The organism is Thermodesulfobacterium sp. TA1 (genome assembly GCF_008630935.1).
Taxonomy (GTDB): domain Bacteria; phylum Desulfobacterota; class Thermodesulfobacteria; order Thermodesulfobacteriales; family Thermodesulfobacteriaceae; genus Thermodesulfobacterium.
This window is the reverse complement of record NZ_CP043908.1, coordinates 1,348,901-1,374,038: the sequence shown is the minus strand read 5'-3', so window position 1 is coordinate 1,374,038 and position 25,138 is coordinate 1,348,901. Positions and strand designations below refer to the sequence as shown.

Below are 25,138 nucleotides of genomic sequence, written 5' to 3'. Positions count from 1 at the left end.
AAGTATGAGAAGTGACAAAAAACTTCTAAGGGAGCTGAAAAGGAATGTAAGGAAATCTGAAACTTAAGAATAAGCAGGGAAAGATTTTAAAAAATAATCTGGAGGTAGGGCTATGAAAAAAACAGTTTTGGTTCTTAGTTTCCTAGTTTTTTTTATGAGTAACCTTTGGGCAACAGATATTCAAAATAAAGAATCTACCACCAGCAATGAGAATTGCGAAAAGGTTTGTAAAAAATGGGAAGAAAGAAGATTTTGCCAGCCTGATCCTGTTTTCCCTGGTAAAAAAATCTGTGGTGTGTATAAAGTATGTGTAGAATGGGAAGAAGTATGTAATTAAATTTAGAAGGAGGTTAAAACATGAGGAATAAAGTATTATCTATTTTTTTGCTTTTAATATTCCTTGTTTTTTCTGTTTCAATAAGTTTTGCAAATACTAAAGATGATAAAAAAAGAATAACAAAAATAATAATAAGTGGTTATGGCAAAAATTGTGATGCTGCTTTAGAAGATGCTATAAATAAATGTAAGGATAGAAAAGGAGAGGTAACTTTTGTTGGAATATGTTCGGAATTGAAAGATGAATCAGAAGATCGTCGTTGGAAACAAGATATTTATTGTAAAATTGAGTATGAAATAAAGCAATAAATTAAATAAATTTAAAAAAATTAAAAATGTGAGGAACAACATGATAAATTTTATAAAAACAAATCTAATGTATAGTATAAATCTTCTTTTAATAACAACAGTATATATTTTTTTGCTTACGATAAAATCAACTATAGCTTCAGAAAGCCCTGATACTCTAAATGAAGAAACCATTAAGAACTTTAGATATCATTTAAAGTATTCAGGGCAAACAGTGACATTAAAAAATGGGGAGTATAAAACTCAATTGAGACCTGGTAATGAAGAAGATATCAAAAATTACATCAGCGTAAAAATAGAAAAATATGGTATTTTTAAACCAAACTTTTCATTACCGTTTGCTATAGTTATACTTTCTGAAAATTTTGGGGGAAGTGGTGTTTTTTTTGAAATAACCGCACTTGTAAATGAAAATGGCAAAATCATGCAAACTAATTCAATAAAACTTGGAGATAGAGTGGTAGTAAAAGATTTAAAATTTCAGCCAGGATTTGTTACTTTTCGTGATAGAGAGAGAGACTCAATATATTTATCACTTCTTACCCATAGAGAAACCGATCCTTCTTGTTGTCCAACCAAATTAGAAACGCTTTGTTTTACCTTAGTAAGAGATGAAAACAAAGAAATGAAATTATTGACCTGTGAAGAAGCAGATATAAAATATCCTTTACCTCTTGTAAAAAAGCCAGCTATTTATCTTTATCCTACTAAGACTAAGCAAATAGAAGTTTATCTAAATCCTAAGGGTTGGTTAACTAAAACTATTCCTTCTTATAATGGGTTTTGGTCGGTTAAAGCCAATCCAAAGGGAATCATAGATGATAAGTACGAGTATTTATTTTATGAAGTAGCGTTGAATACACCTTTAGACTTACCAAAAGAAGGATGGGTGGTTAAAACAGAGGAACTTAACCGTTGGTTTGATAAAATATTACCTAAGTTAGGTTTGAATAGAAAAGAAATTAAAGATTTTAAAGACTATTGGTTAAAAGAATTAAAAGGTTATCCGTATTTTAAAATAATGTTATTAAGCAGAAATTTTTTGGATGATAGTTTGGCCATTTGGATTAAGCCAAAGCCAGATAAAATTATTAGGGTTATTTTGGCGTTTGAGGGTATCCAACAAGAAGAAAAAATAAAAGAACCTGTAATAAAAACTCCAAGAAGAAAAGGATTTACTGTGGTTGAATGGGGAGGCATATTAATAAATGAATTAATTTATGAAGGGAATAATCCTGATATTAAGCCATACATTGAGGTGAAAATAGGTGCTTATCCGCGGTTATTAGCTACTCAAAAGGTTTATTGTGCTAAGACTGAGCCAGTGTCAGCTCTTACGGTTGATGGTCGTGTTTCAATGATTTTAGAACCTGGTTCCTGTTTTATGGTTGAAAAAGATACGATGTTTGAACTTAAAAATAAAGAATGTATCATCAATTTACTTAAAGGAAGGGCTTCTGTCAGTGTAGTTTCAGAAAAAATTTATGTTGAGAATAAAATCAAGTCTTTGAAGGAGGAAAATTCTGTTGTTGAGGTTGAGGTGGACGATAAAAACTTTCCTGGTTTAAATGTACGGATTTTTTTCCGGGTGCAGAATGGACCTCCGATTGAAGTAGAAAGTGGAAAATTTAATTTAACCACCTTAGATTAATAAAGAAGATATAACCATTAAAAAACTATTATTATCCGGGTTAGCTTCAATTTTTATGATATTTGTAATTTACAACTTAAGCTATGCTGATATTTCCTCATCTGGTTCCTCTAATAGCACCGCAGCATCTGAGGAGAATAAGGAGATAGGTATTATCCAAAAAATCGAAGATAAAATAAAAGAAATAAAAGGGCCACTCTGCTCCATCTCCTTTTTATATTTGAGGAGGGCCTAAAACAAATGGAGTCCTTGTCCTTCTCTAACTTATAAGCTTTTGTTTTGTTATATAAAACAAAAGGTATTTAAGTAAAACCTAACATAAAAATTGCAGGAGGGATAAACATGAAAAAGATAGTCTTTATTAGCATCTGGGTTGGTTTATTATCTATGATTAATGTAGGGAAAGCTTTAAGCGAAACAAACATTGACCCTAAAAAAGTTACCAGAGTTAGTATAGTTCTTGAGCATAAAAGAGAGATTCAGCCTGATATTTTAAGCCTTCGGATTAATGTAAAAATTAAGGCTAATAAGGAGACCGATGCGATTAATATTCTTGGAGATGCGGATAAAAGGATCAGAAAACTGGGATTAAATTATAAAGGTGGTGATTACAGGATAGAACAAAATTGTTGGTGGGCAAAAAAAGGACAAGTATGTGAGGGGGTTAACGGTTATATCACCTATAATTTTGAGCTAAGAGATTATAAAGAGCAGAACGTGCTTTATGAAACTTTAAACAAAATAAAAGAAACCTATCCAAGCTTAACTTTTGAGGTTTCTGAACCGGTATGGATTGCTTCTCAAGAATTAACAGATAAAGTGCAGAAAGAAATCAAATTAGAGTTGGTAGAAAAGGCTCAAGACTTTGGGGAAGCCTTAACTGAGAAATTAGGCAAGGTTTGTCGCGTTACTTCTATTAGTTTTACTGTAGGGCGTTATCTTCCTATCACCTATCGATTTACGATGTTAAAAAGCGCTGAACCTTCTAGTATCGAAGCCCCTGAGCCTATGAAGGATGAAAAAACCGTAGAGGTCTCAGCAAACGTAGATTATTTGTGTGAATAGATTTTTTATAGTAACCACAAAAGCCCTTATTAGGCTTGACTTTTGTTTAAGGTTTATTATACTTCAGTTTTATATAAAGGTAAGGAAAAGAGGAGCCCTTATGAAAAGGGTGCATGTTTATATTTCAGGTAAGGTGCAAGGGGTTTATTTTAGGGCTTATACAGAAGAAGAAGCAGTAAGGCTTGGGGTAAGAGGTTGGGTAAGGAACCTTCCTGACGGAAGGGTTGAGGCGGTATTTGAAGGGGAAGACGAGGCGGTTGACCAGATGGTAGCTTGGTGTCATAAAGGTTCTCCTTATGCTAAGGTAGCCCATGTAGAGGTAATAGAGGAGCCTTATAAGGGAGAGTTTAAAGACTTTAGGATAATACGCTAATGATAGATGTAGACCGGCTGGTTTTAGAGTTTAGCACCCTTCTTTCAATAGAAAGCCCTTCTAAAAAAGAAGGGAAGCTTGCTCATTACTTGGCTGACATCTTTGAAGCCTTAGGTTATCGCTGTTTTTTTGATAAGTCTGCTGAAAATACCGGCTCAGAGGTAGGTAATCTTATCGTTAAAATTCCCGGAGCTATTCCTGCTTCTCCTGTTTTCTTTTGTGCCCATCTTGATACGGTTGGTCCTTGCGAAAACCCTAAAATTATCTTTGAAAACGGAGTTTTTAAAACCGACGGAAGGACTATTTTAGGGGCAGATGACAAATCAGGTATAGCTGTGCTGGTTGAGTTAGCCAAGGTTCTTAAAGAGAATTCTATCCCTCATCCTCCTTTAGAGTTTATCTTTACTACCTGCGAAGAGATAGGACTTTTAGGGGCTAAGTTTCTTGATTTAGAGTTGATAGACGCTAAAGAAGGTTATGTTTTAGACAGTGAAAATCCAGAGGTGATTACCATCGGTGCTCCTTCTTCCTATAAGTTTAAAATCAAGGTTAAAGGAAAGGCTGCCCATGCAGGACTTGAACCAGAAAAAGGGGTTAATGCTATCTATGTTCTATCTCAGGTGTTATCTAAGCTAACCCCAGGAAGGATAGACCAAGAAAGCACGATGAACATAGGTATAGTCTCAGGAGGGAAATACGTAAACATCGTACCAGAAACCGCAGAGGCAGAAGGAGAGATAAGAAGTCATAACCCTAAAACTTTAGAAAAGATGATACAACAGATAGAAAACCTTTGCTTAGAGGTGGAAAGTTCTTATCAACCGAAAGTAGGAGATCTCCCCAAGCTTTCCGTAAGTTTTGAAAAGTTATATCAAGCTTTTTTTATTTCTTTAGAAGACTCAATTTTAGAACCGATAAAACAGGCAGGAAAAAGACTTAGATTAAACCTTTCTTTTATGAGAAAAGAAGGTGGTTCTGACGCCAACATATTTAATGAAAGAGGTAAAAAGGCTGTAATTTTGGGCACAGGGATGCAAAAAGTCCATACTACCGAAGAATTTATTTTGGTAAAAGACCTGGTAAAGGCTGCGCAACTTGTGCTTGAGATTGTAAAGGCAAAGGGTGAGGCTTTTAGATAAGGTTTTTGATTTTATTTTTCCTGAGTTTTGTGAAATCTGCAATCAACATCTTGAAAATCAAGCGATACTGGTTTGTCGGTCATGTTTAGCCAAACTTCCTTTTTTAAGACTTGTTTGCCAACGGTGCGGAAGTTTAGTTTCTGAAAGTTTACTTGAAAAGGGTATAGAAAAATTAGAATATTGTTCCTATTGTTTAGAGAAAAATTTCTATTTTGATAGGGTTTATGCCCTTTTTCAGTATAAAGAACCTGTTTCAGAGTGGCTGGTAAGGATAAAGTTTGCTAAAGACTTTAGGTTAGCCTATGGTTTAGGAAAGTTGTTAAGAAGTTTTTTTGAGTTTCTACTTGAAGGCACCGATTTGGTCGTTCCTGTGCCTCTTTCTAACGAGCGTTTAAAAGAAAGGGGGTTTAATCAAAGTGCGCTTTTAGTTTGGGGTTTTACCAAGAAAAAACCTTTATCAGGCCTGTTATCAAGGGTTAAGCCTACTAAACCTCAGACCGAACTTTCTGGTAGAGAGCGTTGGGAAAACGTAAAAGGGGCTTTTTTGGCTAAAGATTCAGTAAAAGAAAAGAGGGTGCTTCTTGTAGATGATGTGATGACCACCGGGGCTACGGTTAACGAAGCAGCCAAGGCTTTAAAACTTAAAGGGGCTAAAGAAGTATATGTATTGGTGGTGGCAAGAAATCAACTAATATAATGAGGAGAAAAAGGATGTTAAAACTTTCTTTAGTTCAGATGATGCCCTCTTCTGACCTAAAACAAAACGTGGCTACTATTAAAGAGTTTTTAGCTAAAGCCAAAGGAGATCTGGTGGTTTTTCCTGAATTAGCCCTTACCGGTTATGAAGTAGATTTTTCGGCTTTAAACCAAGAAAGTGTGTTAGCCCTTCTTTCTGAGGTCACCCAAGTTATTTCAGAAGATAAGGTAGTTCTTTTAGGGGCACCTTGGTATCAAGAAGAAAAAATTTTTAATACTATCTATCGGTTAACCAGAGACCAAATAGAACCTTTAGCTCAAAAGTTTCTTCTTTTCCCAGGGTTAGACGACCCTTTTTCTCCTGGGTTAGGGATAAGGGTTATAGAGTTAAGGGATGTTTCTATAGGTTTATTGGTCTGTTTTGAGCTTAGGTCTCCTGAAATAGCAAGAGAACTTATAAAAAGCGGGGTTGATTTTCTTTTAGTTTTTGCCCTTTGGCCTTTAACTCGAATAACCCATTGGTTAACTCTTTGTGTGGCAAGGGCGATTGAAAATCAAACCTATTTGGTAGGGGTAAACGGCTATGGATATTCTTTAATGGTTTCACCTAAAGGCGAAAAGACAGAAAATCTTCTTGATGATAAACCAGGGATTTGGGAGTTATCTTTGCCTTTAGAACCTATATCCCTTCCTTATCCTCTTAAAACGCCATTTTTTGACAGAAAAAATAAGCTCAAAACATTAGAAGAGCTTAAAAAACATATAGTGAAAAGAAAGGCTAAAGGACAGAAGATGGTTTTTACTAATGGCTGTTTTGACATACTTCATGCTGGTCATGTAGACTACTTAGAGAAAGCCCGGTCTTTAGGAGATTTTTTAGTAGTAGGGCTTAACAGCGATCTCTCAATAAAAAAGATCAAAGGACCAGAAAGACCGATTAACCCTCAAACCTTTAGAGCTAAAGTACTCTCTGGTCTTGAATGTGTAGACTATATAGTAGTTTTTGATGAAGAAACCCCGGAGAGGCTTATAAAAGAATTAAAACCAGATTTTTTAGTAAAAGGAGCAGACTGGGAAGAAAATAAAATAGTAGGAGCAGACTTTGTAAAAAGTTATGGTGGAAAAGTAGTACGGATTAAGTTTTCTTACCAAGTTTCCACTACCAATTTGATAAACCAGATTAAGCAATCTCGTTAAGAAGACTACCTACCATAGCCCTGGCAATCTCTCTATTAGAAACATTATAGGTGCCAGCTTCAATTTGAGCTTTAATTTGAGAAACCTTCTCTTCTCTTATTTCAGGGAGAGAAGCAGCCTTTTTCACTGCATTTTCAACCACCTTTTTAGAAGAAAGTTCAACCACTGCAGGAGATACCTCCTGAGGTTTACCCTCACCTTTTCTCCTAACTTCTGAGGCAAACGCTTCTTCTTTTTTCTTAGCCTCTTTTAAGTTTTTAAGGTTTTCAACATTTACTCCTAAGATATCGTTGATCTTCATCTATTATCACCTCGCTTTTTTAGGTTTAAATTTAATATCGGAACATCTCCTCAATTCTTTAGGCCTTATTATAATAATAAACATAAAATTTTTTTTGTCAAATCGTTTAAATTTCCATTTAACCTTTATTTATTTTTCCTTTGAGCTTAAAAGAGCTGTTTTCTTCATAGATCCTTTAGGTTTGCTTCAGAAAAACAAGATTAGGTAAAAACCTTAGTTTTTCATCCAAAGTTTTGTGGTCTTAACGGTTTAGCGTGCAAGATAGGTTAAAAGGGTTATACTTAAAAAGGATGGTGAGGTTAAGGTTAAAAAAGTTTTTTTGGCTAAGTATGGTTTTTCTTTTTTTGAGTTTTGGGGAAACAGGCTATAGTTATACTCTAACTCTTTTGATAGATAAAGCAGAAAGAACGTTAAAGCTTTTGGAAGGTAATAAAACGCAAAAGGTTTATTCTATAGGGATTGGTTTACACAGTTTACTTCCTAAGGAGAAAAGAGGGGATTTTTTAACCCCAGAAGGAATCTATAAGATAGTTGAGATAAGACCTTCTAAGGTTTATAATTATTTTATAGAAATAAACTATCCTAATTTAAACGACCTTGCTTGGGCTTATTATAAAGGTTTTATTTCTAAAGAACAGTTAGAAAGTTATCTAAAAAAAATTTTAGCTGATGAGAGGGTAGAGCATACACCTTTAGGAAGCAAAATAGGGATACATGGAGGGGGTAGTTATAAAAAGGAAAAAGGGCAGAAAAACTATTTCTGGACCCAAGGATGTATAGCTTTAGAGGATAAGGATTTAAAAGACCTTTTAAAAAGGATTTCTGAGGGCCAAAAGGTAATTATCATAAATTCTCAAAAATCTCTTTATGAAATTTTAAAAAAACTGGTTTATCCTATTAGAATAAAACCTTTGGATTTTTTTGAAGGTGAGTTATATTTAAAACTAAACGAACAAGTGTTTTTAAGTTTTAGGCTTCAAGAAACCTACAGAGGTACTCGTTTTTTAGAGGTAAAAAGATGGGAGCAAGGAGAGCTTAAACAAGTTTTGATAAGCGATGCATTAGGAATTGTTAAACAAGAAGAGAGTTTAAAAAGACTTCTTTTAGAAAACTTAATAAATTTATTAAACCCTTATAAAAATTTGGAGTATTAAGCTATGGCTGAGGTAATAAGGGCTATCCCTGAGATGAAGAATAAAAGTAAAGAGTTAAAAAAAGCAGGTTATAAAATAGGTTTTGTGCCGACCATGGGTTATCTTCATGAAGGGCATCTCTTTTTAGTAAGAAAAGCTAAGGAATTAGCTGATAAAGTAGTGGTAAGTATTTTTGTCAATCCTCTTCAGTTTGGTCCAAGAGAGGACTTTAAGGAATATCCAAGGGATTTTGAACGAGATTTAGGTTTGTTAAAAAAAGAAGGGGTAGATATAGTGTTTGCTCCTTTAGAAGAAGAAATGTATCCTCCAGATTATCAAACTTATGTAGAGGTGGTAAGACTTACCGATAAACTTTGTGGGGCTTTTAGACCAGGTCATTTCAAGGGAGTAACTACGGTAGTATTAAAGCTGTTTAACATAGTTCAGCCTGACATAGCCGTTTTTGGAGAAAAGGATTATCAACAGCTTTTAGTAATTAGACAGATGGTAAAAGACCTAAACCTTGATATAGAAGTTATTGGACATCCTGTCGTGAGAGAGCCAGATGGGCTTGCGATGAGTTCAAGAAACATATATCTTTCTCCTAAGGAAAGAGATTCTGCCTTAAGTTTAAACAGGGCTCTTCAACTGGCTGAAAAACTTGTCAAAGAAGGAGAAAGAAACCCCGAAAAAATAAAAAGAAGCCTTTCTGAGTTTTTAAAGATGTATCCTTATATAATCGTTCAGTATATAGAGGTTGTCGACCCAGAAACTTTAGAGCCAGTAGAGATTATAGAAAAACCTGTACTTTGTGCTATTGCAGCCTATGTAGGTAAGGCAAGACTTATAGACAACAAAATTATAGAACCTTAAGGAAGACAACAAATGTTGATAAAACTTTTAAAAAGTAAAATACACTTGGCTACCATAACCGATAAAAATCTTTTTTACGAAGGGTCTATTTCTGTAGATAAGGAATTAATTAAAAAAGCTAATCTTAGACCATTTGAAGCTGTCTGGGTCTACAACCTAAACAATGGAATCAGGTTTGAAACCTATCTTATAGAAGGGAACAAGGGAGAAGTGGTCTTAAACGGAGCGGCTGCCAGGTTAGGAGAAGTAGGAGATAAGATAATTATAGTTTCTTATGCTTGGGTTTCACAAGAAGAATTAAACAATTTTTATACTACTTTGGTCTACGTAGACGAAACAAATCAAATATTAGACATAAAAAAAGTCTTTTCGTCTTAAGATGTTCAAACTCTATCCTGTAAGCCTTGGTTGCGCCAAAAATAAGGCAGATTTTGAGAAGTTGTTGGCCCTGTTGATAAAAAAGGGGGCAGAAATAGTCCTTTCTCCAGAAGAGGCCGACCTTTTTTGGGTTAACACTTGTGCTTTTATTAAGCCAGCGATAGAAGAATCTTTAGAACATATCTTTGATTTAGGTGAGGTAAAAAGGCAAGGCCAAAAGCTGATAGTGTCTGGATGTTTAATCGGAAGATATGGAGTAGAAATATTAAAAAACCTTCTGCCTGAAGTAGACGAGTTTTATGGAATAGAACCTTATCGAATTTTTACCCAAGAGGAGCCCTATGAAAGAGTATTAACCGAAAGTCCTTTTTATGCCTTTCTTAAAATTTCTGAAGGTTGCCATAGAAACTGTTCTTACTGTACTATACCTAAAATAAGAGGTCGTTTAAAGAGCAAACCTTTGGATTTACTTTTAAAAGAGGCAGATTTTTTGCTTAAACTTGGAGTAAAAGAGCTTATTTTAGTAGCCCAAGACATTACTTCTTATGGTTTAGACCTTAAACAAAAAAGAGGTCTGGTAAATTTGGTTAAAAGTTTAAGCCAGCTTCCTTTTGAGTTTAGAATAAGACTTCTTTATCTTTATCCAGTTCCTAACTTAAAAGACTTGATAGAAGAGCTGTTGTCTATACCCAAAGTAGTTCCTTACTTTGATATCCCTATCCAGCACGCCCATCCCGAAGTTTTAAAAAATATGAAAAGGCCTGATAACCTGGAGGTTTTAGCTGAGACGATTACTTATTTAAGGAAATTATCCCCTGAAATTGCCTTTAGGACTACGGTTATCGTAGGTTTCCCAGGGGAAGGGGAAAAAGAATTTGAATTCCTTTGTGATTATTTAAAAAAGGTTGAGTTTGACTATTTAGGGGTTTTTCCTTTTTATCCTGAAGAAGGGACTTTGGCAGAAACCCTTCCAAGTAAAGTGCCTTATAAAGAAAGACTAAGACGAAGAAGAGAGGTTTTGAAACTGCAAAAAGAAATTTCTAAAAAAAGATTAAGTTTAAGGAAGGGAAAAGAAGAAGAGGTTTTGGTATTAGGGGAGGATGAAAACGGTAGGCTTTGGGGAATAGCCAAGGCTCAAGCCCCAGAGGTTGACGGTATCACCTATATACTTTTCCCTAAAAATAACGTTTTTAATTTAACTCCAGGAGAATTGATAAAAGGAAAGATAAAGAGAACTACTACTTATGACCTTTATGTAGAGCCTATTACAAAATAAACTTAGCTAATTCTTGGTCTTGGATAATGCTTTCTAATTTTTCTCTTACATACTCTTTGGTTATCAAGACTTTTGTAGGAGCTATGTCTGGTGCTTCAAAAGAGATGTCTTCTAAAAGTTTTTCCATCACGGTATAAAGCCTTCTGGCACCGATATTTTCCATTCTTTGATTAAGCTCAAAAGCTATCTCAGCTAATTCTTCTATTGCTTCTGGGGTAAAGTCTACCTCAACTTGTTCTGTAGCTAATAAGGCTTTATATTGCTTAAGGATAGCGTTTTCAGGCTCGGTAAGGATGCGGATAAAATCTTCTTTGGTAAGAGGCTCAAGTTCTACCCTAATAGGGAACCTACCTTGAAGTTCAGGTATAAGGTCAGAAGGTTTGGCAATGTGAAAAGCTCCACTACCAATGAAAAGAATGTAGTCAGTCCTTACCATACCATAACGGGTGTTAACCGTCGTTCCTTCTACGATAGGTAGAAGGTCTCTTTGTACTCCTTCTCTTGAGACATCTGGGCCATGGCCTTCTCCACGGCTTGCGATTTTATCTATTTCGTCTATAAATATTATGCCGTTAGTTTCTGTCCTTTTGATGGCTTCTTTTACAACCTTGTCCATGTCTATGAGTTTAGCTGCTTCGTCTTTGGTTAAAATTTCTAAAGCTTCTTTTACCTTTACTTTTCTTTTTTTAGGTTTAAAAGGTAAAAGGGTAGAAAGCATGTCTTTTAGTTGCATTTCTATTTCTTCTAAACCTGAGGCTGCGAGTATTTCTATGGTAGGTGGTTTTTGAGAGACTTCAACCTCAATCTCTACATATCTTTCGTTTAAAGCACCATCTCTGAGCATTTTAAGAAGTTTTTCTCTGGTAAGAGGGTCATATTCTACCTTAGAAGATGTAGAGGGTAAAAGAAGGTCTACCAACCTTTCTTCCGCCAAAACCTTGGCTTTTTCTAAAACCTTTTTTTCTTCTTCTTCTCTTACCATTTGGACTGCAATATGGACCAAATCCCTTATCATCGATTCTACATCTCTTCCTACGTAACCGACCTCAGTAAACTTAGTAGCTTCTACTTTTAGAAAGGGAGCATTAGAAAGCTTAGCCAACCTTCTTGCTATTTCGGTTTTACCTACCCCTGTGGGTCCGATCATCAAAATGTTTTTAGGATAAATTTCTTCTTTTAATTCTTCTTTTAATTGCTGTCTTCTCCACCTATTTCGCATAGCGATGGCTACAGCTTTTTTAGCCTTATTTTGACCTACGATATATCTATTAAGTTCTGCTACTATTTCTTTTGGGGTAAGTTCTTTAGGTTCTTTCATAGCTCCTCAACCGTTATTTCTGAATTGGTGTAGATGCAGATTTCACCTGCGATTTTAATGGCAGTTTCTGCGATTTCTTTAGCAGAAAGAGAAGAAAACCGAAGCAAGGCCTTGGCTACTGCTAAAGCCATCGGACCACCTGAACCGATAGCAACTACATCTTCATCTGGTTCTACTACATCCCCTGCCCCTGAGATAAGAAGAATATGTTCTTTATCACAGGCTATAAGAAAAGCTTCAAGCCTTCTCAAAATTTTGTCTGTCCTCCAGTCCTTAGCAAGCTCTACCGCAGCCCTTAAAAGTTGTCCACCATAAGCTTCAAGTTTTTTTTCTAACCGTTCAAAAAGAGTTAAAGCGTCTGCGGTAGCTCCGGCAAAACCAACTATTACATTACCTTTATATAATTTTCTAATTTTTTTAGCTTTGTGTTTTAAAATAGTATTACCAAAAGTGACCTGGCCATCACCAGCTATGGCAACTTTCCCATTCCTTTTGACTGCAATAACCGTCGTTCCGTGAAACATACTCTATTTATACCACAAAAACCAAAAATAAAAAGTCTCTTAAATTGAGATATTGAAATATAATATAAAACATTCTTTCTGGGCTGTTTTTATTTTATACCTAAGCTAATTTATTACTATATCGGTTTTATCCGATACCTTGCTACAAGGTCATATTTGGTCTAAACTCGAAAAAAGGATGGTATAGATGGTTTTATAAACTTTTCAAGTTCTTGACTTTTAAAAGTACAGGTTTTAAAATAAATTTATTAATAAAATTTAACACAAAAATTTTTTTGGTAGTTAGGTCTTATATGGAAATTAAGAAATTAAAAAAAGTCTCGGAATATGAATGGGAAATTCTTCCTGTAGGAGACATGAGAGTTCCGGGGAAGATCTTTGCTAGTCAAAGGTTAATAGAAGAAATGGATGATAAGGTCTATGAGCAGGTATGTAATGTAGCCAGCCTTCCAGGAATAGTTAAGGCTTCTCTTGCCATGCCAGATGCTCACTGGGGTTATGGTTTTCCTATCGGGGGGGTAGCTGCCTTTGACCCTGAGGAAGGAGGAATAATTTCGGTTGGAGGGGTAGGATACGATATTTCTTGTGGAGTGAGAACCCTTCTAACCCCTTTAGAAAAAGGGGAAGTAGAACCTTATATAGAAACTTTGGTAAAAATGCTCTTTGAAACCGTTCCTTCGGGGATAGGCTCTGAGGGGACTATTAAACTTTCTCCTTCTCAATTAGATGAGGTCCTTGTTGAGGGGGCTAAATGGGCGGTCAAAAAAGGATATGGAGAGCTTGAGGATTTAGAGTATATAGAAGAAAAGGGTTGTATGTCAGGGGCAGACCCTGGATGTGTTTCGATGGAAGCCAAAAAAAGACAGCACAGACAGATTGGTACTTTAGGGTCTGGCAACCATTATTTAGAAATTCAGTATGTAGCAGAAATCTATAATCAAGAAGTAGCTCAAGCCTTTGGTCTTTTTAAAAATCAAGTAGTAGTAACTTTTCATTGTGGGTCTCGTGCTTTAGGACATCAAATCGCTACCGATTATCTTCCTGTTTTAGCTAAGGCTGCAAGAAAATATGGGATTCCTATCAAGGAAAAAGAGTTGGTTTGTGCCCCTATCAATTCCCCTGAAGGTGAAAGTTATTTTAAGGCGATGGTTTGTGGAGTAAACTGTGCCTTAGCCAATCGACAGGTAATCACCCACTTGGTAAGGACTGTTTTTCAAGAAGTATTTCCAGGGATAAAACTCAAGATACTTTATGATGTAAGCCATAATACTTGTAAGGTTGAATATCATTTAGTCGAAGGTAAACTCAAAAAACTTTATGTCCATCGTAAAGGTGCTACCAGAGCGTGGGGGCCTGGGAGAAAAGAGTTACCTTTGGCTTATCAGGGGGTAGGACAGCCGGTTATCATCGGTGGGTCTATGGGAACAGCCTCTTATATTTTGGTTGGTACAGCTGAAGGTGAAGAAAAAGCCTTTGGTTCTGCCTGTCATGGTGCAGGAAGGACGATGAGCAGAAATCAAGCCTTAAAATTTTTTAGGGCAGACCAAATCATAGAAGACCTTCGTAAAAAAGGCATAATCGTCATGGCTAAGTCTAAAAGAGGTTTATGTGAAGAGGCTCCAGAGGCCTATAAAGATGTTAACGAGGTAATAGAGGCTACTTGCAAAGCCGGGCTTACCAAAAAGGTAGCTAAGTTAATCCCTATGGGGTGTATTAAAGGCTAAATAAATTAAAAGGAGGTATCAGCGATGAAAAAAGGATGGATTAAATTTTTAGGTGTAATTTTTTCAGGGATGTTGGCTTTTGGTTGCGCTTGTCCGGTAGAAAACCCAGAAAAAGCGGTAGCTCAGCAGCCTTCTCAGCAGCCACCAGCCTGTCCAGAATGTGTTAAAAAAGTAGAAGATGAACTAAATGCTTTAAAACTTCAGGTAGAAAGTCTAAAATCTCAATTAGATAATTTAAAAGTTGAGGCAGCTGAGGCTAAACAGGCTTCCCAAAAAGCTATAGAAGCCGCTAACAAGGCTGAGGAAGCTACCCAAAAAGCTGAAGCAGCGGCTAAGAAATGCGAAAGAGTTTTTGAGAAAGGGTTGAAGAAATAACTTTTATGCAACGTCCTTTTGAAGTCCTCGGGGAATACTTAGGGTTAAGTATTCCCCGAAAAAATTTAGAATTAGATGATCCTTTAGCTTTGGAAAAGCCCTTTTTATCTGAAGAGAAAGAATGGTCTGAGGTAGTTAAAAAGGTTAAACCTCTTAAAGAAAAAAATTTTTTTTATTTTTTTTCTCATAAAAAACCCTTTTGGGAAGTCAAAAAGGAGTGGCCTCCTAAGAGAATAGACCTAAAAGTTTGGCTTACTTCAGAATATATCGAGGGTGTTTCTTCTAAGGTTTATAAAAGCTTGTTATATGACCTAAGAGAAGGGAGGTTTGCGATAAAAAGAACTTTAAACCTTAGAGGAATGTTTGTAGAAGAAGCCAAAATAGCCTTTGAAGATTTTTTGAAAGAGGCTATTTTAAACGGAGACAATTGTGTCCTTATTATCCACGGCAGAGGTCTTTCTTCTAAAAAAGAACCCGTTCTTAAAACCAAAGTAAAAGAATGGCTTGAAAAAGGGCCTTTTAGAAAGTATGTTATAGCTTTTTGTTCTGCTAGACCTTGTGATGGGGGGTTAGGAGCTACTTACGTCCTTTTATCTTCAAAACCTATTAAAAAGTCAACAAAAAAATCAAGAAATAATCGATGTTTTTAAATGGTCCTAGGGCTAAACTTTTTATTACCGGAGAACCTGGAGTAGGAAAAACTACTTTAGTAGAAAAGCTATTTAGATTTTTTAAAAAAGAAATAGAACCTCGATTTAAATTGAGAGGTTTTATTACTAAAGAAATCCGAGAAGATAGTAAAAGAACAGGTTTTAAACTTTTAGACCTTACTTCTTCTAAAGAATTTCTTTTTGCTAAAAGAAAAGATCTGGTTGTAGGGAGTAAGGATTTAGATAAATTTCCTACTATAGGTAGCTATGTAGTTTTTTTAGAAGGTTTAGAGGTTCTTTTAGACGAAAACAAAAAGGAGATAGACAACGATAAGGTTTTTTGGTTGATAGACGAAATAGGCAAGATGGAAGCTTTGTCTCCAAAGTTTTGTAGATTTATAGAAAAGATTTTAGGTTCTTCTCAATTTTTATTAGCAACCATAGGTAAGGGAGAAGACCCTTTTTTGAAAAAGATTTGGTCTTTTACACCGGCTTTAAGGTGTGAACTTACCCCTGAAAATCGAGATTTTTTGGCAGAAAGGCTTAAGGTAGAGTTTAAAAGAAAAGGTAGGTTGATCGTTTTTGAGGGAATAGACGGTTCAGGTAAAACCACTCTTAGTAAGCTTTTAGTCAAAGCCTTAGAAAATTTAGGGATTAAGGTGTTTTGGGGTTGTGAGCCTACAATAGAGGGACCTTTTGGTAAGGTTTTAAGAGAAAAGCTGCAAAAAAAAGAAGCCTCTCCTTTAGAGTTAAAGGAACTTTTTTTAAAGGATAGGTTTTGGAATGTTAAACATGTTGTCCTTCCCAAGCTTAACGAAGGAGTTTGGGTAGTTTTAGATAGGTATTATCTTTCTACCCTATCCTATCAAGGGGCCCAAGGTTTTGACCTTAAAGGTTTACTTTTGGAAAACGAAACCATAGCCCCTTTGCCAGATTTAGTGGTTTATTTAGACCTTTCGATAGAAGAAGCCTTAAAAAGGCTTAAGGATACCAGAGAAAACCTCACCTTTTTTGAAAAGACCGAATTTTTGGTAAAAGTAAGAAAAAATTACCTAAACTTACTCCCTTGGTTTAATCACTTAACTTTAGAAGCAACTAAACCTTTAGAAGAAAACTTAAACTATTTATTAGAATTTTTACACCGTAAATTTAAAAGTTCCTTTTCCTAAAACATCATGAAGGTGGAGAATACCGATAAGTTTTCCTTCAAAATTTACTACCGGTAAAACCGTAATAAGATGTTTTTCCATTATTTCCAAAGCCTCATAAGCCAAAGCGGTGTCTTGGATGGTTTTAGGGTTTTTGGTCATAACTTCTTCTACCTTTAGATGATCGATAATGCCATATTTAAGAAAAATTCTTCTTAAATCTCCATCGGTAATAATCCCCATAAGGGCGTTAAACTGATTTACTATCAATACACAACCTAACTTTTTTTGGTCTATCTCTTTTATGGCTTCTTTAAGAGGGGTTCCTTGAAAAACCTTAGGGATATTTTCGCCGGTGAGCATTATTTCTCTTACTTTTACCTTAAGTCTTTCTCCTAAGGAGCCTCCTGGATGGTTTTTCCTAAAGTCTTCTGATCCTAACCCTTTTATTTCAAAAAGGCAAATGGCTAAGGCATCTCCTAAAGCTAAACAAGCGGTGGTGCTGGTGGTAGGGGCAAGATTAAAAGGACATGCCTCCATAGGTACTTTCCCGTTAATAACTATATCTGAAAGTTGGGCTAAACGGCTTTCTTTGTTTCCTGTAATACTGATGATTTTTATGCTTCTTTTTTTTAGAATAGCTACTAACTCACAAACCTCAAGGGTATTTCCTGAATAAGAAAGCGCAAGCACTACATCTTCAGGGGTTACCATACCTAAGTCTCCGTGTAAAGCCTCTACTGGATGAAGGAAAAAAGCTGGAGTTCCAGTAGAAGAGAGGGTAGCTGCAATTTTTCTTCCTATAAGTCCGCTTTTACCTACTCCGGTAACTACTACCCTTCCTTTAGTTTGTAAAACCATTTCTACAGCTTTTACAAAAGCCTCATCAAGATTTTTAATAATCTCTTCTAAACCTGCTTTTTCGATTTCTAAAACACTTTTGGCCTTTTCTAAAACTTCTTTTTCGCTTAGCATACTCAAACCTCAAAAAGACTTTTTAGTGAAAAATCGGAGGGTTAATAGAGACTTCAAAAAGTATCTTCTGTTCCTCAATACCTACCATTACAGAAAGAATCTCTAAAACCTTATTTATCATCTTTGTAATCATTTCTTCTCTGTAAAAAAGAGCATTTAGTTTTTGTTCTAAATCTCCGGAAAGGTCAAAAGAAAAATTTTTTTTAGATAGATACCTATAAAATTGATAAAAAATCTTTCTTGTTCTTACCCTTTCTTTTATGTTGTTTAAAACTTCTCCTGGATCAAAAGGTTTATTATTAGAGACCAAATCTTGAAAATACTTTATATCTTCTTCTTGGAAGTCCCAAAAAAGATTTATCCAATCTTCAAGACTTATAACCTTATCTTGATTCTCCATATTTTTAATGTAAAACAAATCTTTGAAAATGCAACCTGAAAAAAAGAGGTTAAGGTGTTTAACCCAAGTTTTTTAAAGACTTAAATTAAGAGCCGATATCTTCAGGAAAAGAAGTAAGGTTGAATAAGATAGAACTTTTAAGCACCCTTTTAGCTCCTACAAATCGGGTTTTAAAATAATTACTATCTAAGGAATCTATAGCCAATCCTTTCTTAGTTGAAGAAAAATGAATAAAGCGATTGTTTCCAATATAAATACCTACATGGCTAATCCTTTCAGATCTATGATTTCTAACAAAAAACACTAAATCTCCTGGAATAAGCTCTTCTTTAGGCACAGGAATACCTACCATAAATTGCTCTCTTGAAGTCCTTGGTAAAGTTAGCCCTAAATTTTCAAATACCTTTTTCACAAACATCGAACAGTCCATATATCCGTTGCCGTTTCCTCCTAATTTATAACGATACTCTTCGTATTGTTGAGCTATCGCCATAAATTTATCTTTTAATAATTTTTCATCTTCTTGGTCTAAGAACGATTTGTTTAAAAATAAATCAGAAAAGCTGTAAGATTTTTCTTTTTCTTGAAAGGCCATAGCAGGATTTTCTAACACAAAAGGTGGTTCATTTCCATAGGTTGGGATTTTTAAATCCTGGCCTACAAAAATTACATTATCCTCAAGGTTGTTTAGTTTTTTGATATCTTCTATAGGGATAGCATATCTTAAAGATATGTTGTATAAAGTTTCACCTTCTTTTACCTTGTGCCAGACAAAATCAGAAGAAAAAGTCTGTTTCAACTTAGGCAAGTTCACTTTCTCTTGAACAACAACTTTAGTTTCTTTGATTTTTAGCACCTGCCCTACGCTTAATTTAGAATATCTAAGATTGTTTATACGTTTTAATTCTTCTACCGAAATACCAAACTTTTTAGCAATACTAAAAAGGGTATCCCCTTTTTGAACTTTATAAGTTATCCATTTTATCTTTGTAGTTTCTATAGGCTGAGATTGGATTAAAACATCATCCTTAGAGTTACTACTTAAGGATTGAGACCTTTCATCTTTCAAAGAAATCATTTTAGTTGTTTCTGAAGGGTTACCGATTTTTAAAGTTTGTCCCACCTTTAAAGAATTTTCAGAGAGTTGGTTTAAGTTTTTAAGTTCTTCTACAGATACCCCAAATCTTTTAGCAATACTGAAAAGGGTATCCCCCTTTTGAACTACATAAATCAAAGGTTCTGAATTTAAATTTTGCTTAATAGAAGGGGCTTTTGTGGTTAAATTTCTAACTTTAGAAGGTGGTTGAGATACGACAATCTTTAAAATTTGCCCAGGTTTTAAATTATTACTTTTTAAGTGATTGGTCTGTTTTAATTCTTCTACCGATAATCCAAATTTTTTGGCGATACTAAAGAGGGTATCACCTTTTTTAACCGTATAAATCGTTTGTTTGTTATAGGTTTTGGTATTAACTAAGGTTTTTTTAGGTTTGGTTTTAGTCTTAGCCTCAACCTGATAGGTCATCAAAAGAAAAATACAAAAAAACAGCCAAACTATTAAATGAAGGTCTTTTAATTGACTTTTGAAGTTTTTGAAGTTATAGAAGTTTTTAAACATAATAAAACTTTTTGAGATGTTCTTCTAAAGAAGAGAATAACAAAAAATTTACAAAAGTCAAGTAATTTGTAAAAAAAAAGATCTTTTTTAAATTTTTAGGCGTAAAAAGGTTAAAAAATTGAAGTTTTTAGCGTTTTAGGTTTTTTTTTGGGGGCTTAAAGGCGGTTGTATTTTGATAAAAACTGTTTAAAATTAAAAGAAAAATAAACTGGAGGTTCTGCGATTAACGTTTTTTTAGATTTTGAAGTTTCTACCAAACTTAATTTATTACAAAAACTTTACGAACATTTAGATAAAACCTATAAGTCTTGGGAACTTTTTTGTAAACCTGGTTGTAATCTTTGTTGTACTGAAAGAGTTTTTGTTACTTCCTTAGAGGCTTACTACATCTTAGAAAAGGCTAACCCTGAGATTTTAAAAAGGTTAGCAGAGGATAAAGATTATCCAAGACCTAAGCTTACCCATAATCAGACTCTTCTTTGTTATCTTCAAGGCACAGAGCCCCCTTTAGAGGAGTTGCCAGCTAATCTATCACCTTGCCCTTTTTTGGATGAAAAAGGACTTTGTTTAATCTATCCCTATCGTCCCCTCATGTGCAGGGTTATGGCTTCTGTTGAGAGCTGTGAAAAAGGAGAGGCTTTTTTGCCTCCTTTTTTGTTCCAGGTTGGTACCCTTACCCTACAATTAGTAGAAAACATAGACCTTGGTGGAGTTTACGGTAATTTTTTTGAACTTTTAAAGTTTTTAAAGGATTACAAAGAGGGGCAGGTGGAGGAGGTTCCTGCTTATCTTCTTTCTAACATAGACGTGGACGAGCTACCTATTCTTCCAGATGAAAAAGAACTAAAGTCTTGGGTAGGTACCCTTTACCGAACCCCGGTTAAAGAAGAAAAAAACTTTAGAGAGATTTTACAAGAATTGAGGGAAAAGTTCAGGGCTCATAAATCCCTTTCCTTTTTAGAGGAAATTTTTTAAGATGTATCAGGGTGAGGTTATAAAAAACCTGCCTGTTTCTCAAAATATTTATCTTTTAAAAATAAAAACAGATTTGGATTTAATTGTTAGGTTTAACCCAGGCCAGTTTGTAAAAATCAAAATCAACGAAAGGATTGACCCTCTTATCCCCAGACCTTTTACCATCCATGATGTACGAAAAAACAGTTTTTATGTACTTTATCAAGTGGTAGGGAAAGGGACAAAAGCCTTATCTTTGGTTCAGCCAGGAAGTAAAATCGAGTTTTTGGGTCCTTTAGGGAACCCTTTTCCTAAGCTCGAAAATTACGTACTTTGTGCTGGAGGTATTGGAATAGCTGGTTTTATCTATCTTATAGAAAGCATAAAAAGGAAAACCCATCCGTATGTCTTACCTAAAAAAATTTTTTATGGAGCACGTACCGCAGAAGACCTGGTTTGTTATCCTTTTTTAAAAGATATGAGGTCTAAGGTGCAAGTGGCCACTGAAGATGGCTCCAAGGGATACAAAGGTTTTATTACCGAACTCTTGCAAAAATATTTAACCAAAGATAAGGCAGATATCCTTGCCTGTGGTCCTTTACCTATGCTAAAAGCTGTAGCAAAGATAACACAGGATTTTGGAGTAAAGGCTTACCTTACGATGGAAACCTTTCTTTCTTGTGGAACAGGGTTCTGTAAGGGATGTGTTATTCCTCTTAAAAATGGAAACTATGTACACCTTTGTGTAGATGGTCCCACCCTTTTAGCAGAGGAGATCGATTTTGAGGCTATATCTTAAGGTTAGAAACCTTGAGCTTCAAACCCCTCTGATGCTTGCCTCAGGCACCTGGGGGCTTGGAGAAAATTTAGAACAGTATCTTACTAAAGAGGAAATTAAGTCTACCATAGGGGCTATGGTTTCCAAGGGAATTTCCCTTCTTCCTAAAAAAGGTAATCCCCCTCCTCGTCTATATGAAACCCCTTGCGGTTTAATCAATTCTATCGGGCTTGAAAATCCAGGTTTAGAGGTTTTTAAAACAGACTACCTTCCCAAGCTTTTCTCTTACGAAGTCCCTCTTATTGTAAACGTGCATGGAGAAACATTAGAAGACTTTGTGAGGCTTGCTGAAAGCTTTAGGGACGAAAAGATAGCAGGTTTAGAGCTAAACATTTCCTGCCCTAACGTTAAAAAGGGAGGCATAGCCTTTTCTTCTGACCCTAAGGGGGTTAAAACCCTGATAAAGGAAGTAAGAAAGGTATGGGAAAGGTTTTTAGCGGTTAAACTTTCTCCTGTAGGTCCGGTTTATGAAATCGCAGAGGTCTGCGAAGAAGAAGGGGTAGATGCTTTGGTAGTAGCCAACACCTATCCAGCCTTAGGGGTAATTAGTTTATCTCCTTTAAAGGTTATCAAAGGAGGACTTTCAGGTCCTGCGATTAAGCCTCTAACCTTGCGTTTAGTGTATGAACTCTCTCAAAGGATAAAACTTCCTATCATAGGTAGTGGTGGTATTCTTTCAGGAAAAGACGCAATAGAATATTTAGCTTGTGGAGCTAAGGCCTTTCAGATTGGGGTGGCAAACCTGATAGACCCAACCTCTCCGGTAAAAATAATGAAGGAGATAGAGGAAAAATATGGATTACTTGGTTAAAGGTTTGCCTTTAGATAAAAATTTTAGAGCCTATGCTGTTTGTTGTAAAGAGGTGGTAGAAGAGGCAAGAAAATTGCAAAAGTTAAGCCCTGTAGCTTCAGCTGCCTTAGGTAGGGCTTTAGCAGGGGTGGCCTTACTTTCTGCTGACCTAAAAATAGGTAGGATTCTTTTACAGATTAAAGGAGACGGACCTCTAGGAGAAATTTTAGCAGAAGGAGATTATCAGGGCTTTTTAAGAGGCACGGTGCAAAACCCCCAGGTTTATTTAGACCCTGTAAATAACAAACTTCCTGTAGGTCTTGCCGTAGGCAAAAATGGTTTTTTGGCTGTGGTGAAAGACCTGGGGTTGAAAGAACCTTATCATGGTTCTGTTGAGCTTATCTCAGGAGAAATCGCCGAGGATTTAGCCTATTACCTTACTTTTTCTGAGCAAATCCCTTCAGCCGTAAGCTTAGGGGTGTTGGTCGATAGAGACGGTTCTATTCTTGCTGCCGGAGGTTTTTTGATCCAAAAATTACCAGAAGCTACCGAGGCAGAAATAGAAGAGTTAGAAAACAGACTAAGAAATTTTCCTCCAGTAACGAGTCTGCTATCCTCAGAAAAAACCCCTGAAGAAATTTTGCAGATGATCTTTCCTAAGATCGACTTTTTAGAAAGAAAGCCTTTAGCCTGGAGGTGTACCTGTTCTGAAAAGCGGGTAGAAGAGACTTTGGTAGCACTGGGTAAGGCGGAACTTAAAGCCTTTCTAAAAGAGGGGAAACCAGTTTCAGTAACCTGTGAGTTTTGTAAAAAAACCTATACCATTTCTTTAGAAAAGATAGAACAAATCATGGAGGAGGTTTTTAGTGATGTTTAGGTTGATAGTTTGGCTAATTTTGATATTGGTGGTGGTGTTTTTTGTGGTTTTTAACGTAGACCCAAAAGTTAAATTGCATCTCTTGCCAGGGGTAACCTTAGAAAATATTCCTTTGGCTTTAGTAATCATTATAAGCTTTACTTTAGGGGTGCTTTTTGGGATAATGGTTTCTATTACTCAGATGATAAAGTTAAAACTTGAGATAAGAAAACTTCATAAAGAAGTTGAAGTAAAAGATGAAGATTCTAAACAAACTTTTTGAACTTCTTAATCAGGGAGTAAAAGAAGAGGTTTTTCCTGGGGCGGTAGCAGGGGTTTATTATCAACAAAGAAGATATATCGTAGGGGCAGGTTATAAAGCCTTAACCCCTTATACTGAACCGATAGAAGAAGGCACCATCTTTGACCTTGCTTCGCTTACAAAACCTTTAGCCTTGGTTTTTTCTTTTTTAGATTTTTTAGCCCAAAACCCCAAAACCATAGACCTTTTTTCTCCGGTAAAAACATATTTAGACCTTAAAGGCCCTCTTTCCGAAGTTCCTGTATACAGATTTTTTAATCATACCTCAGGCCTTAAAGCCTGGTATCCCTTTTATCAAGAAATATTAGAGTTAAAACCTCAAAATCCTTTGGAATACATCTTAAAGAAAATAGAAGAGCTGCCTTTAGAATATCAACCTGGAGAAAAAAGCCTTTATTCAGATTTAGGTTATTTTTTATTAACCTACCTTTTAGAAAACCTTTCGGGGAAACCTTTGGAAGAATTTTTTGAACAAGCTAAAAAACGTCTTTTCTTTGGGAAACGCTCTTTTTTAGGGTTTAACCCTATAAAAAAAGGGATAGACCAGGAAGAGATTGCTCCTACCTCTGTTTGCCCTTGGAAGAAAAAACTTTTAAGAGGGGCGGTTGAGGACGAAAATACCAGGGCTTTGGGAGGAGTTTCTGGGGTGGCAGGACTTTTTGGGAATATTTACGGCGTACTTGATACCTTAGAGTTTTTCTTAGATGCTTATCAGAAAGGGAAAGACCTTTTTTCTGACTTTTTAAAAACTTTTATCACCTATCGAGAAAAAAACGCCGAATATACTTTGGGATTTATGCTTCCCAACCCTAAGGAAAGAAACCTTTTAAGTCATCAAGTTTCTTTTAATACTTTGAGACATACTGGTTTTACCGGAACCTCCTTTTTGGTAGACTTTGACCAGGGCATTATCATCGTGCTTTTATCAAACCGGGTCCATCCTACCAGAGATAATTTAAAGATAAGAGATTTTAGGCTCTATTTTCATCAGGAGGTTATCAAGGCTCTTAACTAAAGGCCTCGCTCAGTTCTTTACTTCTTAGGTAGGCTTCATAAACCGCAGAAATTACCGTCCCAGGGAACCCTTGCTGATATAAAACCTCTAAGGCGGTTATGGTTGTTCCAGCAGGTGAGGTTACCATAGCCTTAATTTCATAAGGATTTTTTTTCAGTTTTCTCATCATTTCTACCGAACCTGTGATGGTGGCAAGGGCAAGCTTTTCTGCCAGGGGTCTGGGTAGTCCTGCCCTGACCCCTCCGTCTATTAAAGCCTCGACAAATAAGGCTACGTAGGCAGGACCGCTTCCTGAAAGAGCGGTTACCGCATCAAGCAACTCTTCTCCTACTATCACCGTCTCTCCTATAGCAGAGAAAAGTTTCTCTGCTGTTTTTAAGTCCTCATCTGTAGCAAAACTGCCTTTAGCTAAAGCACTAATACTTTGATGAACAACTGCACAAGTATTAGGCATAACCCTTATCAACCGTGCACCCTTAGGTAAAATATTTTCATAAAACCTTATCGGAAGACCTGCTGCTATGGTAATTAAAAGATGTTTTTTGGGGTCTATTTCTTCTTTTATTTCGGTTAAAACCTTTTTCATCACTTGAGGCTTTACCGCCAAAATTATTTGTTGACAATCCTCTAAAACCTTTCCGTTTTGCTCAACAGTTTTTACCCTATAGGTCGAGCTTAGATATTCTCTTCTTTCCAAAACCGGCTCAGATACTAAAATATTATCAGGGTTAAAAAGGCCTTTGTCTAAAAATCCTTTGATGATAGCTTCTGCCATCATGCCTCCGCCAATAAATCCTATATTAGCCATTATCCCTTCCTCCTTTTTTAGTTTTTAAGATATTAACACTAAAAGCATATTATAAGCTATAAGAATTTTTCTGTAAAGAACACCTCTTGAAAACAT

The 25,138-nt window shown here is 35.7% G+C and carries 30 protein-coding genes and 2 pseudogenes; 25 read left to right on the top strand and 7 right to left on the bottom strand.

Annotated features, from left to right (window positions below; all coding sequences use genetic code 11):
* Positions 1–112 precede the first annotated feature (112 nt).
* The 10 genes and pseudogenes from F1847_RS07030 to rfaE2 all read left to right on the top strand — a co-directional run bounded on the left by F1847_RS07030 (position 113) and on the right by rfaE2 (position 6,766).
* Positions 113–337: a hypothetical protein gene (locus F1847_RS07030; RefSeq protein WP_150072362.1), complete on the top strand. Its 225-nt coding sequence runs from the start codon at positions 113–115 to the stop codon at positions 335–337.
* Positions 338–357: 20 nt separating this feature from the next.
* Positions 358–645 carry a hypothetical protein gene (locus F1847_RS07025; protein WP_150072361.1) on the top strand — a complete coding sequence of 96 codons (288 nt, stop codon included), beginning with the start codon at positions 358–360 and terminating at the stop codon, positions 643–645.
* Between the two features lie 40 nt (positions 646–685).
* The gene (locus F1847_RS07020; protein ID WP_206202395.1) at positions 686–2,296 is read left to right on the top strand and encodes a hypothetical protein; all 1,611 of its coding nucleotides are present in this window, start codon (positions 686–688) and stop codon (positions 2,294–2,296) included.
* Positions 2,297–2,351: 55 nt separating this feature from the next.
* Entirely contained in the window at positions 2,352–2,531 is a 180-nt protein-coding gene (locus F1847_RS07015) for a hypothetical protein (protein WP_150072360.1), read from the top strand.
* A gap of 107 nt (positions 2,532–2,638) precedes the next feature.
* On the top strand, positions 2,639–3,361 hold the full coding sequence (locus F1847_RS07010; protein WP_150072359.1) for an SIMPL domain-containing protein: 723 nt from the start codon (positions 2,639–2,641) through the stop codon (positions 3,359–3,361).
* A 100-nt stretch (positions 3,362–3,461) separates the two neighbouring features.
* Entirely contained in the window at positions 3,462–3,734 is a 273-nt protein-coding gene (locus tag F1847_RS07005; RefSeq protein WP_150072358.1) for an acylphosphatase, read from the top strand.
* Entirely contained in the window at positions 3,734–4,873 is a 1,140-nt protein-coding gene (locus F1847_RS07000) for a M20/M25/M40 family metallo-hydrolase (RefSeq protein ID WP_150072357.1), read from the top strand. Before F1847_RS07005 ends, F1847_RS07000 begins: the two co-directional genes overlap by 1 nt.
* Complete coding sequence (locus F1847_RS06995; RefSeq protein WP_150072356.1) at positions 4,857–5,570, top strand: ComF family protein; 714 nt, start codon at positions 4,857–4,859, stop codon at positions 5,568–5,570. The genes F1847_RS07000 and F1847_RS06995 overlap by 17 nt, the downstream gene beginning before the upstream one ends.
* Positions 5,570–6,127, top strand: a pseudogene (locus tag F1847_RS09550) (carbon-nitrogen hydrolase family protein); the annotation flags it as partial. The gene F1847_RS06995 and the pseudogene F1847_RS09550, both read left to right, overlap by 1 nt.
* A 234-nt stretch (positions 6,128–6,361) precedes the next feature.
* Positions 6,362–6,766 (top strand): D-glycero-beta-D-manno-heptose 1-phosphate adenylyltransferase, encoded by a 405-nt coding sequence (gene rfaE2 / locus F1847_RS09545; protein ID WP_370516791.1) that lies wholly within the window; start codon positions 6,362–6,364, stop codon positions 6,764–6,766.
* Here rfaE2 and flgM read toward each other — a convergent pair.
* Positions 6,750–7,067 (bottom strand): flagellar biosynthesis anti-sigma factor FlgM, encoded by a 318-nt coding sequence (gene flgM, locus F1847_RS06985; protein WP_150072355.1) that lies wholly within the window; start codon positions 7,065–7,067, stop codon positions 6,750–6,752. The genes rfaE2 and flgM overlap by 17 nt on opposite strands.
* A 293-nt stretch (positions 7,068–7,360) precedes the next feature.
* Here flgM and F1847_RS06980 point away from each other — a divergent pair, with 293 nt between their 5' ends.
* The 4 genes from F1847_RS06980 to rimO are packed head-to-tail and all read left to right on the top strand — an operon-like array spanning position 7,361 to position 10,727.
* Positions 7,361–8,221: a murein L,D-transpeptidase family protein gene (locus tag F1847_RS06980; protein WP_168194287.1), complete on the top strand. Its 861-nt coding sequence runs from the start codon at positions 7,361–7,363 to the stop codon at positions 8,219–8,221.
* A gap of 3 nt (positions 8,222–8,224) precedes the next feature.
* Complete coding sequence (gene panC, locus F1847_RS06975) at positions 8,225–9,073, top strand: pantoate--beta-alanine ligase (RefSeq protein ID WP_150072353.1); 849 nt, start codon at positions 8,225–8,227, stop codon at positions 9,071–9,073.
* Between the two features lie 12 nt (positions 9,074–9,085).
* Positions 9,086–9,451, top strand: a complete 366-nt coding sequence (gene panD / locus F1847_RS06970) for an aspartate 1-decarboxylase (RefSeq protein ID WP_150072352.1) — start codon at positions 9,086–9,088, stop codon at positions 9,449–9,451.
* A 1-nt stretch (position 9,452) separates the two neighbouring features.
* A complete protein-coding gene (rimO, locus tag F1847_RS06965) occupies positions 9,453–10,727 on the top strand; it encodes a 30S ribosomal protein S12 methylthiotransferase RimO (protein ID WP_150072351.1) in 1,275 nt (424 codons plus the stop codon).
* Here the strand turns inward: rimO and hslU are convergent.
* The gene (gene hslU / locus F1847_RS06960; protein WP_150072350.1) at positions 10,717–12,045 is read right to left on the bottom strand and encodes an ATP-dependent protease ATPase subunit HslU; all 1,329 of its coding nucleotides are present in this window, start codon (positions 12,043–12,045) and stop codon (positions 10,717–10,719) included. The two genes, rimO and hslU, sit on opposite strands and share 11 nt — an antisense overlap.
* The gene (gene hslV, locus F1847_RS06955; protein ID WP_150072349.1) at positions 12,042–12,569 is read right to left on the bottom strand and encodes an ATP-dependent protease subunit HslV; all 528 of its coding nucleotides are present in this window, start codon (positions 12,567–12,569) and stop codon (positions 12,042–12,044) included. The genes hslU and hslV overlap by 4 nt, the downstream gene beginning before the upstream one ends.
* A 293-nt stretch (positions 12,570–12,862) precedes the next feature.
* Here hslV and F1847_RS06950 point away from each other — a divergent pair, with 293 nt between their 5' ends.
* The 4 genes from F1847_RS06950 to tmk are packed head-to-tail and all read left to right on the top strand — an operon-like array spanning position 12,863 to position 16,487.
* Positions 12,863–14,293 (top strand): RtcB family protein, encoded by a 1,431-nt coding sequence (locus F1847_RS06950; RefSeq protein WP_150072348.1) that lies wholly within the window; start codon positions 12,863–12,865, stop codon positions 14,291–14,293.
* Positions 14,294–14,317: 24 nt separating this feature from the next.
* The gene (locus F1847_RS06945; RefSeq protein WP_150072347.1) at positions 14,318–14,668 is read left to right on the top strand and encodes an alanine-zipper protein; all 351 of its coding nucleotides are present in this window, start codon (positions 14,318–14,320) and stop codon (positions 14,666–14,668) included.
* 5 nt (positions 14,669–14,673) lie between these two features.
* On the top strand, positions 14,674–15,318 hold the full coding sequence (locus F1847_RS06940) for a Smr/MutS family protein (protein ID WP_150072346.1): 645 nt from the start codon (positions 14,674–14,676) through the stop codon (positions 15,316–15,318).
* On the top strand, positions 15,309–16,487 hold the full coding sequence (gene tmk / locus F1847_RS06935; protein ID WP_150072345.1) for a dTMP kinase: 1,179 nt from the start codon (positions 15,309–15,311) through the stop codon (positions 16,485–16,487). The genes F1847_RS06940 and tmk overlap by 10 nt, the downstream gene beginning before the upstream one ends.
* On the opposite strand, the gene F1847_RS06930 is transcribed toward tmk, so the two are convergent.
* The 3 genes from F1847_RS06930 to F1847_RS06920 form a co-directional block, all read right to left on the bottom strand.
* The gene (locus F1847_RS06930; RefSeq protein ID WP_150072344.1) at positions 16,455–17,441 is read right to left on the bottom strand and encodes an SIS domain-containing protein; all 987 of its coding nucleotides are present in this window, start codon (positions 17,439–17,441) and stop codon (positions 16,455–16,457) included. The two genes, tmk and F1847_RS06930, sit on opposite strands and share 33 nt — an antisense overlap.
* A gap of 22 nt (positions 17,442–17,463) precedes the next feature.
* Positions 17,464–17,841 (bottom strand): hypothetical protein, encoded by a 378-nt coding sequence (locus F1847_RS06925; protein WP_150072343.1) that lies wholly within the window; start codon positions 17,839–17,841, stop codon positions 17,464–17,466.
* 85 nt (positions 17,842–17,926) lie between these two features.
* The gene (locus F1847_RS06920; RefSeq protein ID WP_150072342.1) at positions 17,927–19,459 is read right to left on the bottom strand and encodes a LysM peptidoglycan-binding domain-containing protein; all 1,533 of its coding nucleotides are present in this window, start codon (positions 19,457–19,459) and stop codon (positions 17,927–17,929) included.
* A gap of 222 nt (positions 19,460–19,681) precedes the next feature.
* On the opposite strand from F1847_RS06920, the pseudogene F1847_RS09540 reads away from it, so the two are divergent.
* From F1847_RS09540 to F1847_RS06890, 7 genes and pseudogenes are all read left to right on the top strand, one after another.
* Positions 19,682–20,014: pseudogene (locus tag F1847_RS09540) on the top strand (hypothetical protein); the annotation flags it as partial.
* Between the two features lie 48 nt (positions 20,015–20,062).
* Positions 20,063–20,434 (top strand): hypothetical protein, encoded by a 372-nt coding sequence (locus F1847_RS09355; RefSeq protein ID WP_240702777.1) that lies wholly within the window; start codon positions 20,063–20,065, stop codon positions 20,432–20,434.
* Between the two features lies 1 nt (position 20,435).
* Positions 20,436–21,212, top strand: coding sequence for a dihydroorotate dehydrogenase electron transfer subunit (locus F1847_RS06910; protein ID WP_150072340.1), 777 nt, complete (start codon positions 20,436–20,438; stop codon positions 21,210–21,212).
* A complete protein-coding gene (locus F1847_RS06905) occupies positions 21,196–22,062 on the top strand; it encodes a dihydroorotate dehydrogenase (protein WP_150072339.1) in 867 nt (288 codons plus the stop codon). Before F1847_RS06910 ends, F1847_RS06905 begins: the two co-directional genes overlap by 17 nt.
* Complete coding sequence (gene hslO, locus F1847_RS06900) at positions 22,046–22,918, top strand: Hsp33 family molecular chaperone HslO (protein ID WP_150072338.1); 873 nt, start codon at positions 22,046–22,048, stop codon at positions 22,916–22,918. The genes F1847_RS06905 and hslO overlap by 17 nt, the downstream gene beginning before the upstream one ends.
* Complete coding sequence (locus F1847_RS06895) at positions 22,911–23,180, top strand: lipopolysaccharide assembly protein LapA domain-containing protein (protein ID WP_150072337.1); 270 nt, start codon at positions 22,911–22,913, stop codon at positions 23,178–23,180. Before hslO ends, F1847_RS06895 begins: the two co-directional genes overlap by 8 nt.
* A complete protein-coding gene (locus F1847_RS06890; protein ID WP_150072336.1) occupies positions 23,155–24,234 on the top strand; it encodes a serine hydrolase in 1,080 nt (359 codons plus the stop codon). The genes F1847_RS06895 and F1847_RS06890 overlap by 26 nt, the downstream gene beginning before the upstream one ends.
* Here F1847_RS06890 and proC read toward each other — a convergent pair.
* Entirely contained in the window at positions 24,227–25,042 is an 816-nt protein-coding gene (gene proC / locus F1847_RS06885) for a pyrroline-5-carboxylate reductase (protein ID WP_150072335.1), read from the bottom strand. The two genes, F1847_RS06890 and proC, sit on opposite strands and share 8 nt — an antisense overlap.
* Positions 25,043–25,138: the final 96 nt, after the last annotated feature.

Excerpts from the sequence above, each read along its gene's own strand:
- F1847_RS06930 (WP_150072344.1), bottom strand. The coding sequence starts at position 17,441 with ATGCTAAGCGAAAAAGAAGTTTTAGAAAAGGCCAAAAGTGTTTTAGAA.
- F1847_RS07025 (WP_150072361.1), top strand. The coding sequence starts at position 358 with ATGAGGAATAAAGTATTATCTATTTTTTTGCTTTTAATATTCCTTGTT.
- F1847_RS06920 (WP_150072342.1), bottom strand. The coding sequence starts at position 19,459 with ATGTTTAAAAACTTCTATAACTTCAAAAACTTCAAAAGTCAATTAAAA.
- F1847_RS07000 (WP_150072357.1), top strand. The coding sequence starts at position 3,734 with ATGATAGATGTAGACCGGCTGGTTTTAGAGTTTAGCACCCTTCTTTCA.
- hslV (WP_150072349.1), bottom strand. The coding sequence starts at position 12,569 with ATGTTTCACGGAACGACGGTTATTGCAGTCAAAAGGAATGGGAAAGTT.
- flgM (WP_150072355.1), bottom strand. The coding sequence starts at position 7,067 with ATGAAGATCAACGATATCTTAGGAGTAAATGTTGAAAACCTTAAAAAC.
- F1847_RS06895 (WP_150072337.1), top strand. The coding sequence starts at position 22,911 with ATGTTTAGGTTGATAGTTTGGCTAATTTTGATATTGGTGGTGGTGTTT.
- F1847_RS07010 (WP_150072359.1), top strand. The coding sequence starts at position 2,639 with ATGAAAAAGATAGTCTTTATTAGCATCTGGGTTGGTTTATTATCTATG.
- tmk (WP_150072345.1), top strand. The coding sequence starts at position 15,309 with ATGTTTTTAAATGGTCCTAGGGCTAAACTTTTTATTACCGGAGAACCT.
- hslU (WP_150072350.1), bottom strand. The coding sequence starts at position 12,045 with ATGAAAGAACCTAAAGAACTTACCCCAAAAGAAATAGTAGCAGAACTT.
- F1847_RS06890 (WP_150072336.1), top strand. The coding sequence starts at position 23,155 with ATGAAGATTCTAAACAAACTTTTTGAACTTCTTAATCAGGGAGTAAAA.
- proC (WP_150072335.1), bottom strand. The coding sequence starts at position 25,042 with ATGGCTAATATAGGATTTATTGGCGGAGGCATGATGGCAGAAGCTATC.
- F1847_RS07020 (WP_206202395.1), top strand. The coding sequence starts at position 686 with ATGATAAATTTTATAAAAACAAATCTAATGTATAGTATAAATCTTCTT.
- F1847_RS06925 (WP_150072343.1), bottom strand. The coding sequence starts at position 17,841 with ATGGAGAATCAAGATAAGGTTATAAGTCTTGAAGATTGGATAAATCTT.
- rfaE2 (WP_370516791.1), top strand. The coding sequence starts at position 6,362 with ATGGTTTTTACTAATGGCTGTTTTGACATACTTCATGCTGGTCATGTA.
- panC (WP_150072353.1), top strand. The coding sequence starts at position 8,225 with ATGGCTGAGGTAATAAGGGCTATCCCTGAGATGAAGAATAAAAGTAAA.
- F1847_RS06950 (WP_150072348.1), top strand. The coding sequence starts at position 12,863 with ATGGAAATTAAGAAATTAAAAAAAGTCTCGGAATATGAATGGGAAATT.
- F1847_RS09355 (WP_240702777.1), top strand. The coding sequence starts at position 20,063 with ATGGCTTCTGTTGAGAGCTGTGAAAAAGGAGAGGCTTTTTTGCCTCCT.
- F1847_RS07030 (WP_150072362.1), top strand. The coding sequence starts at position 113 with ATGAAAAAAACAGTTTTGGTTCTTAGTTTCCTAGTTTTTTTTATGAGT.
- F1847_RS06910 (WP_150072340.1), top strand. The coding sequence starts at position 20,436 with ATGTATCAGGGTGAGGTTATAAAAAACCTGCCTGTTTCTCAAAATATT.
- hslO (WP_150072338.1), top strand. The coding sequence starts at position 22,046 with ATGGATTACTTGGTTAAAGGTTTGCCTTTAGATAAAAATTTTAGAGCC.
- F1847_RS06945 (WP_150072347.1), top strand. The coding sequence starts at position 14,318 with ATGAAAAAAGGATGGATTAAATTTTTAGGTGTAATTTTTTCAGGGATG.
- panD (WP_150072352.1), top strand. The coding sequence starts at position 9,086 with ATGTTGATAAAACTTTTAAAAAGTAAAATACACTTGGCTACCATAACC.
- rimO (WP_150072351.1), top strand. The coding sequence starts at position 9,453 with ATGTTCAAACTCTATCCTGTAAGCCTTGGTTGCGCCAAAAATAAGGCA.
- F1847_RS06940 (WP_150072346.1), top strand. The coding sequence starts at position 14,674 with ATGCAACGTCCTTTTGAAGTCCTCGGGGAATACTTAGGGTTAAGTATT.
- F1847_RS07015 (WP_150072360.1), top strand. The coding sequence starts at position 2,352 with ATGATATTTGTAATTTACAACTTAAGCTATGCTGATATTTCCTCATCT.
- F1847_RS07005 (WP_150072358.1), top strand. The coding sequence starts at position 3,462 with ATGAAAAGGGTGCATGTTTATATTTCAGGTAAGGTGCAAGGGGTTTAT.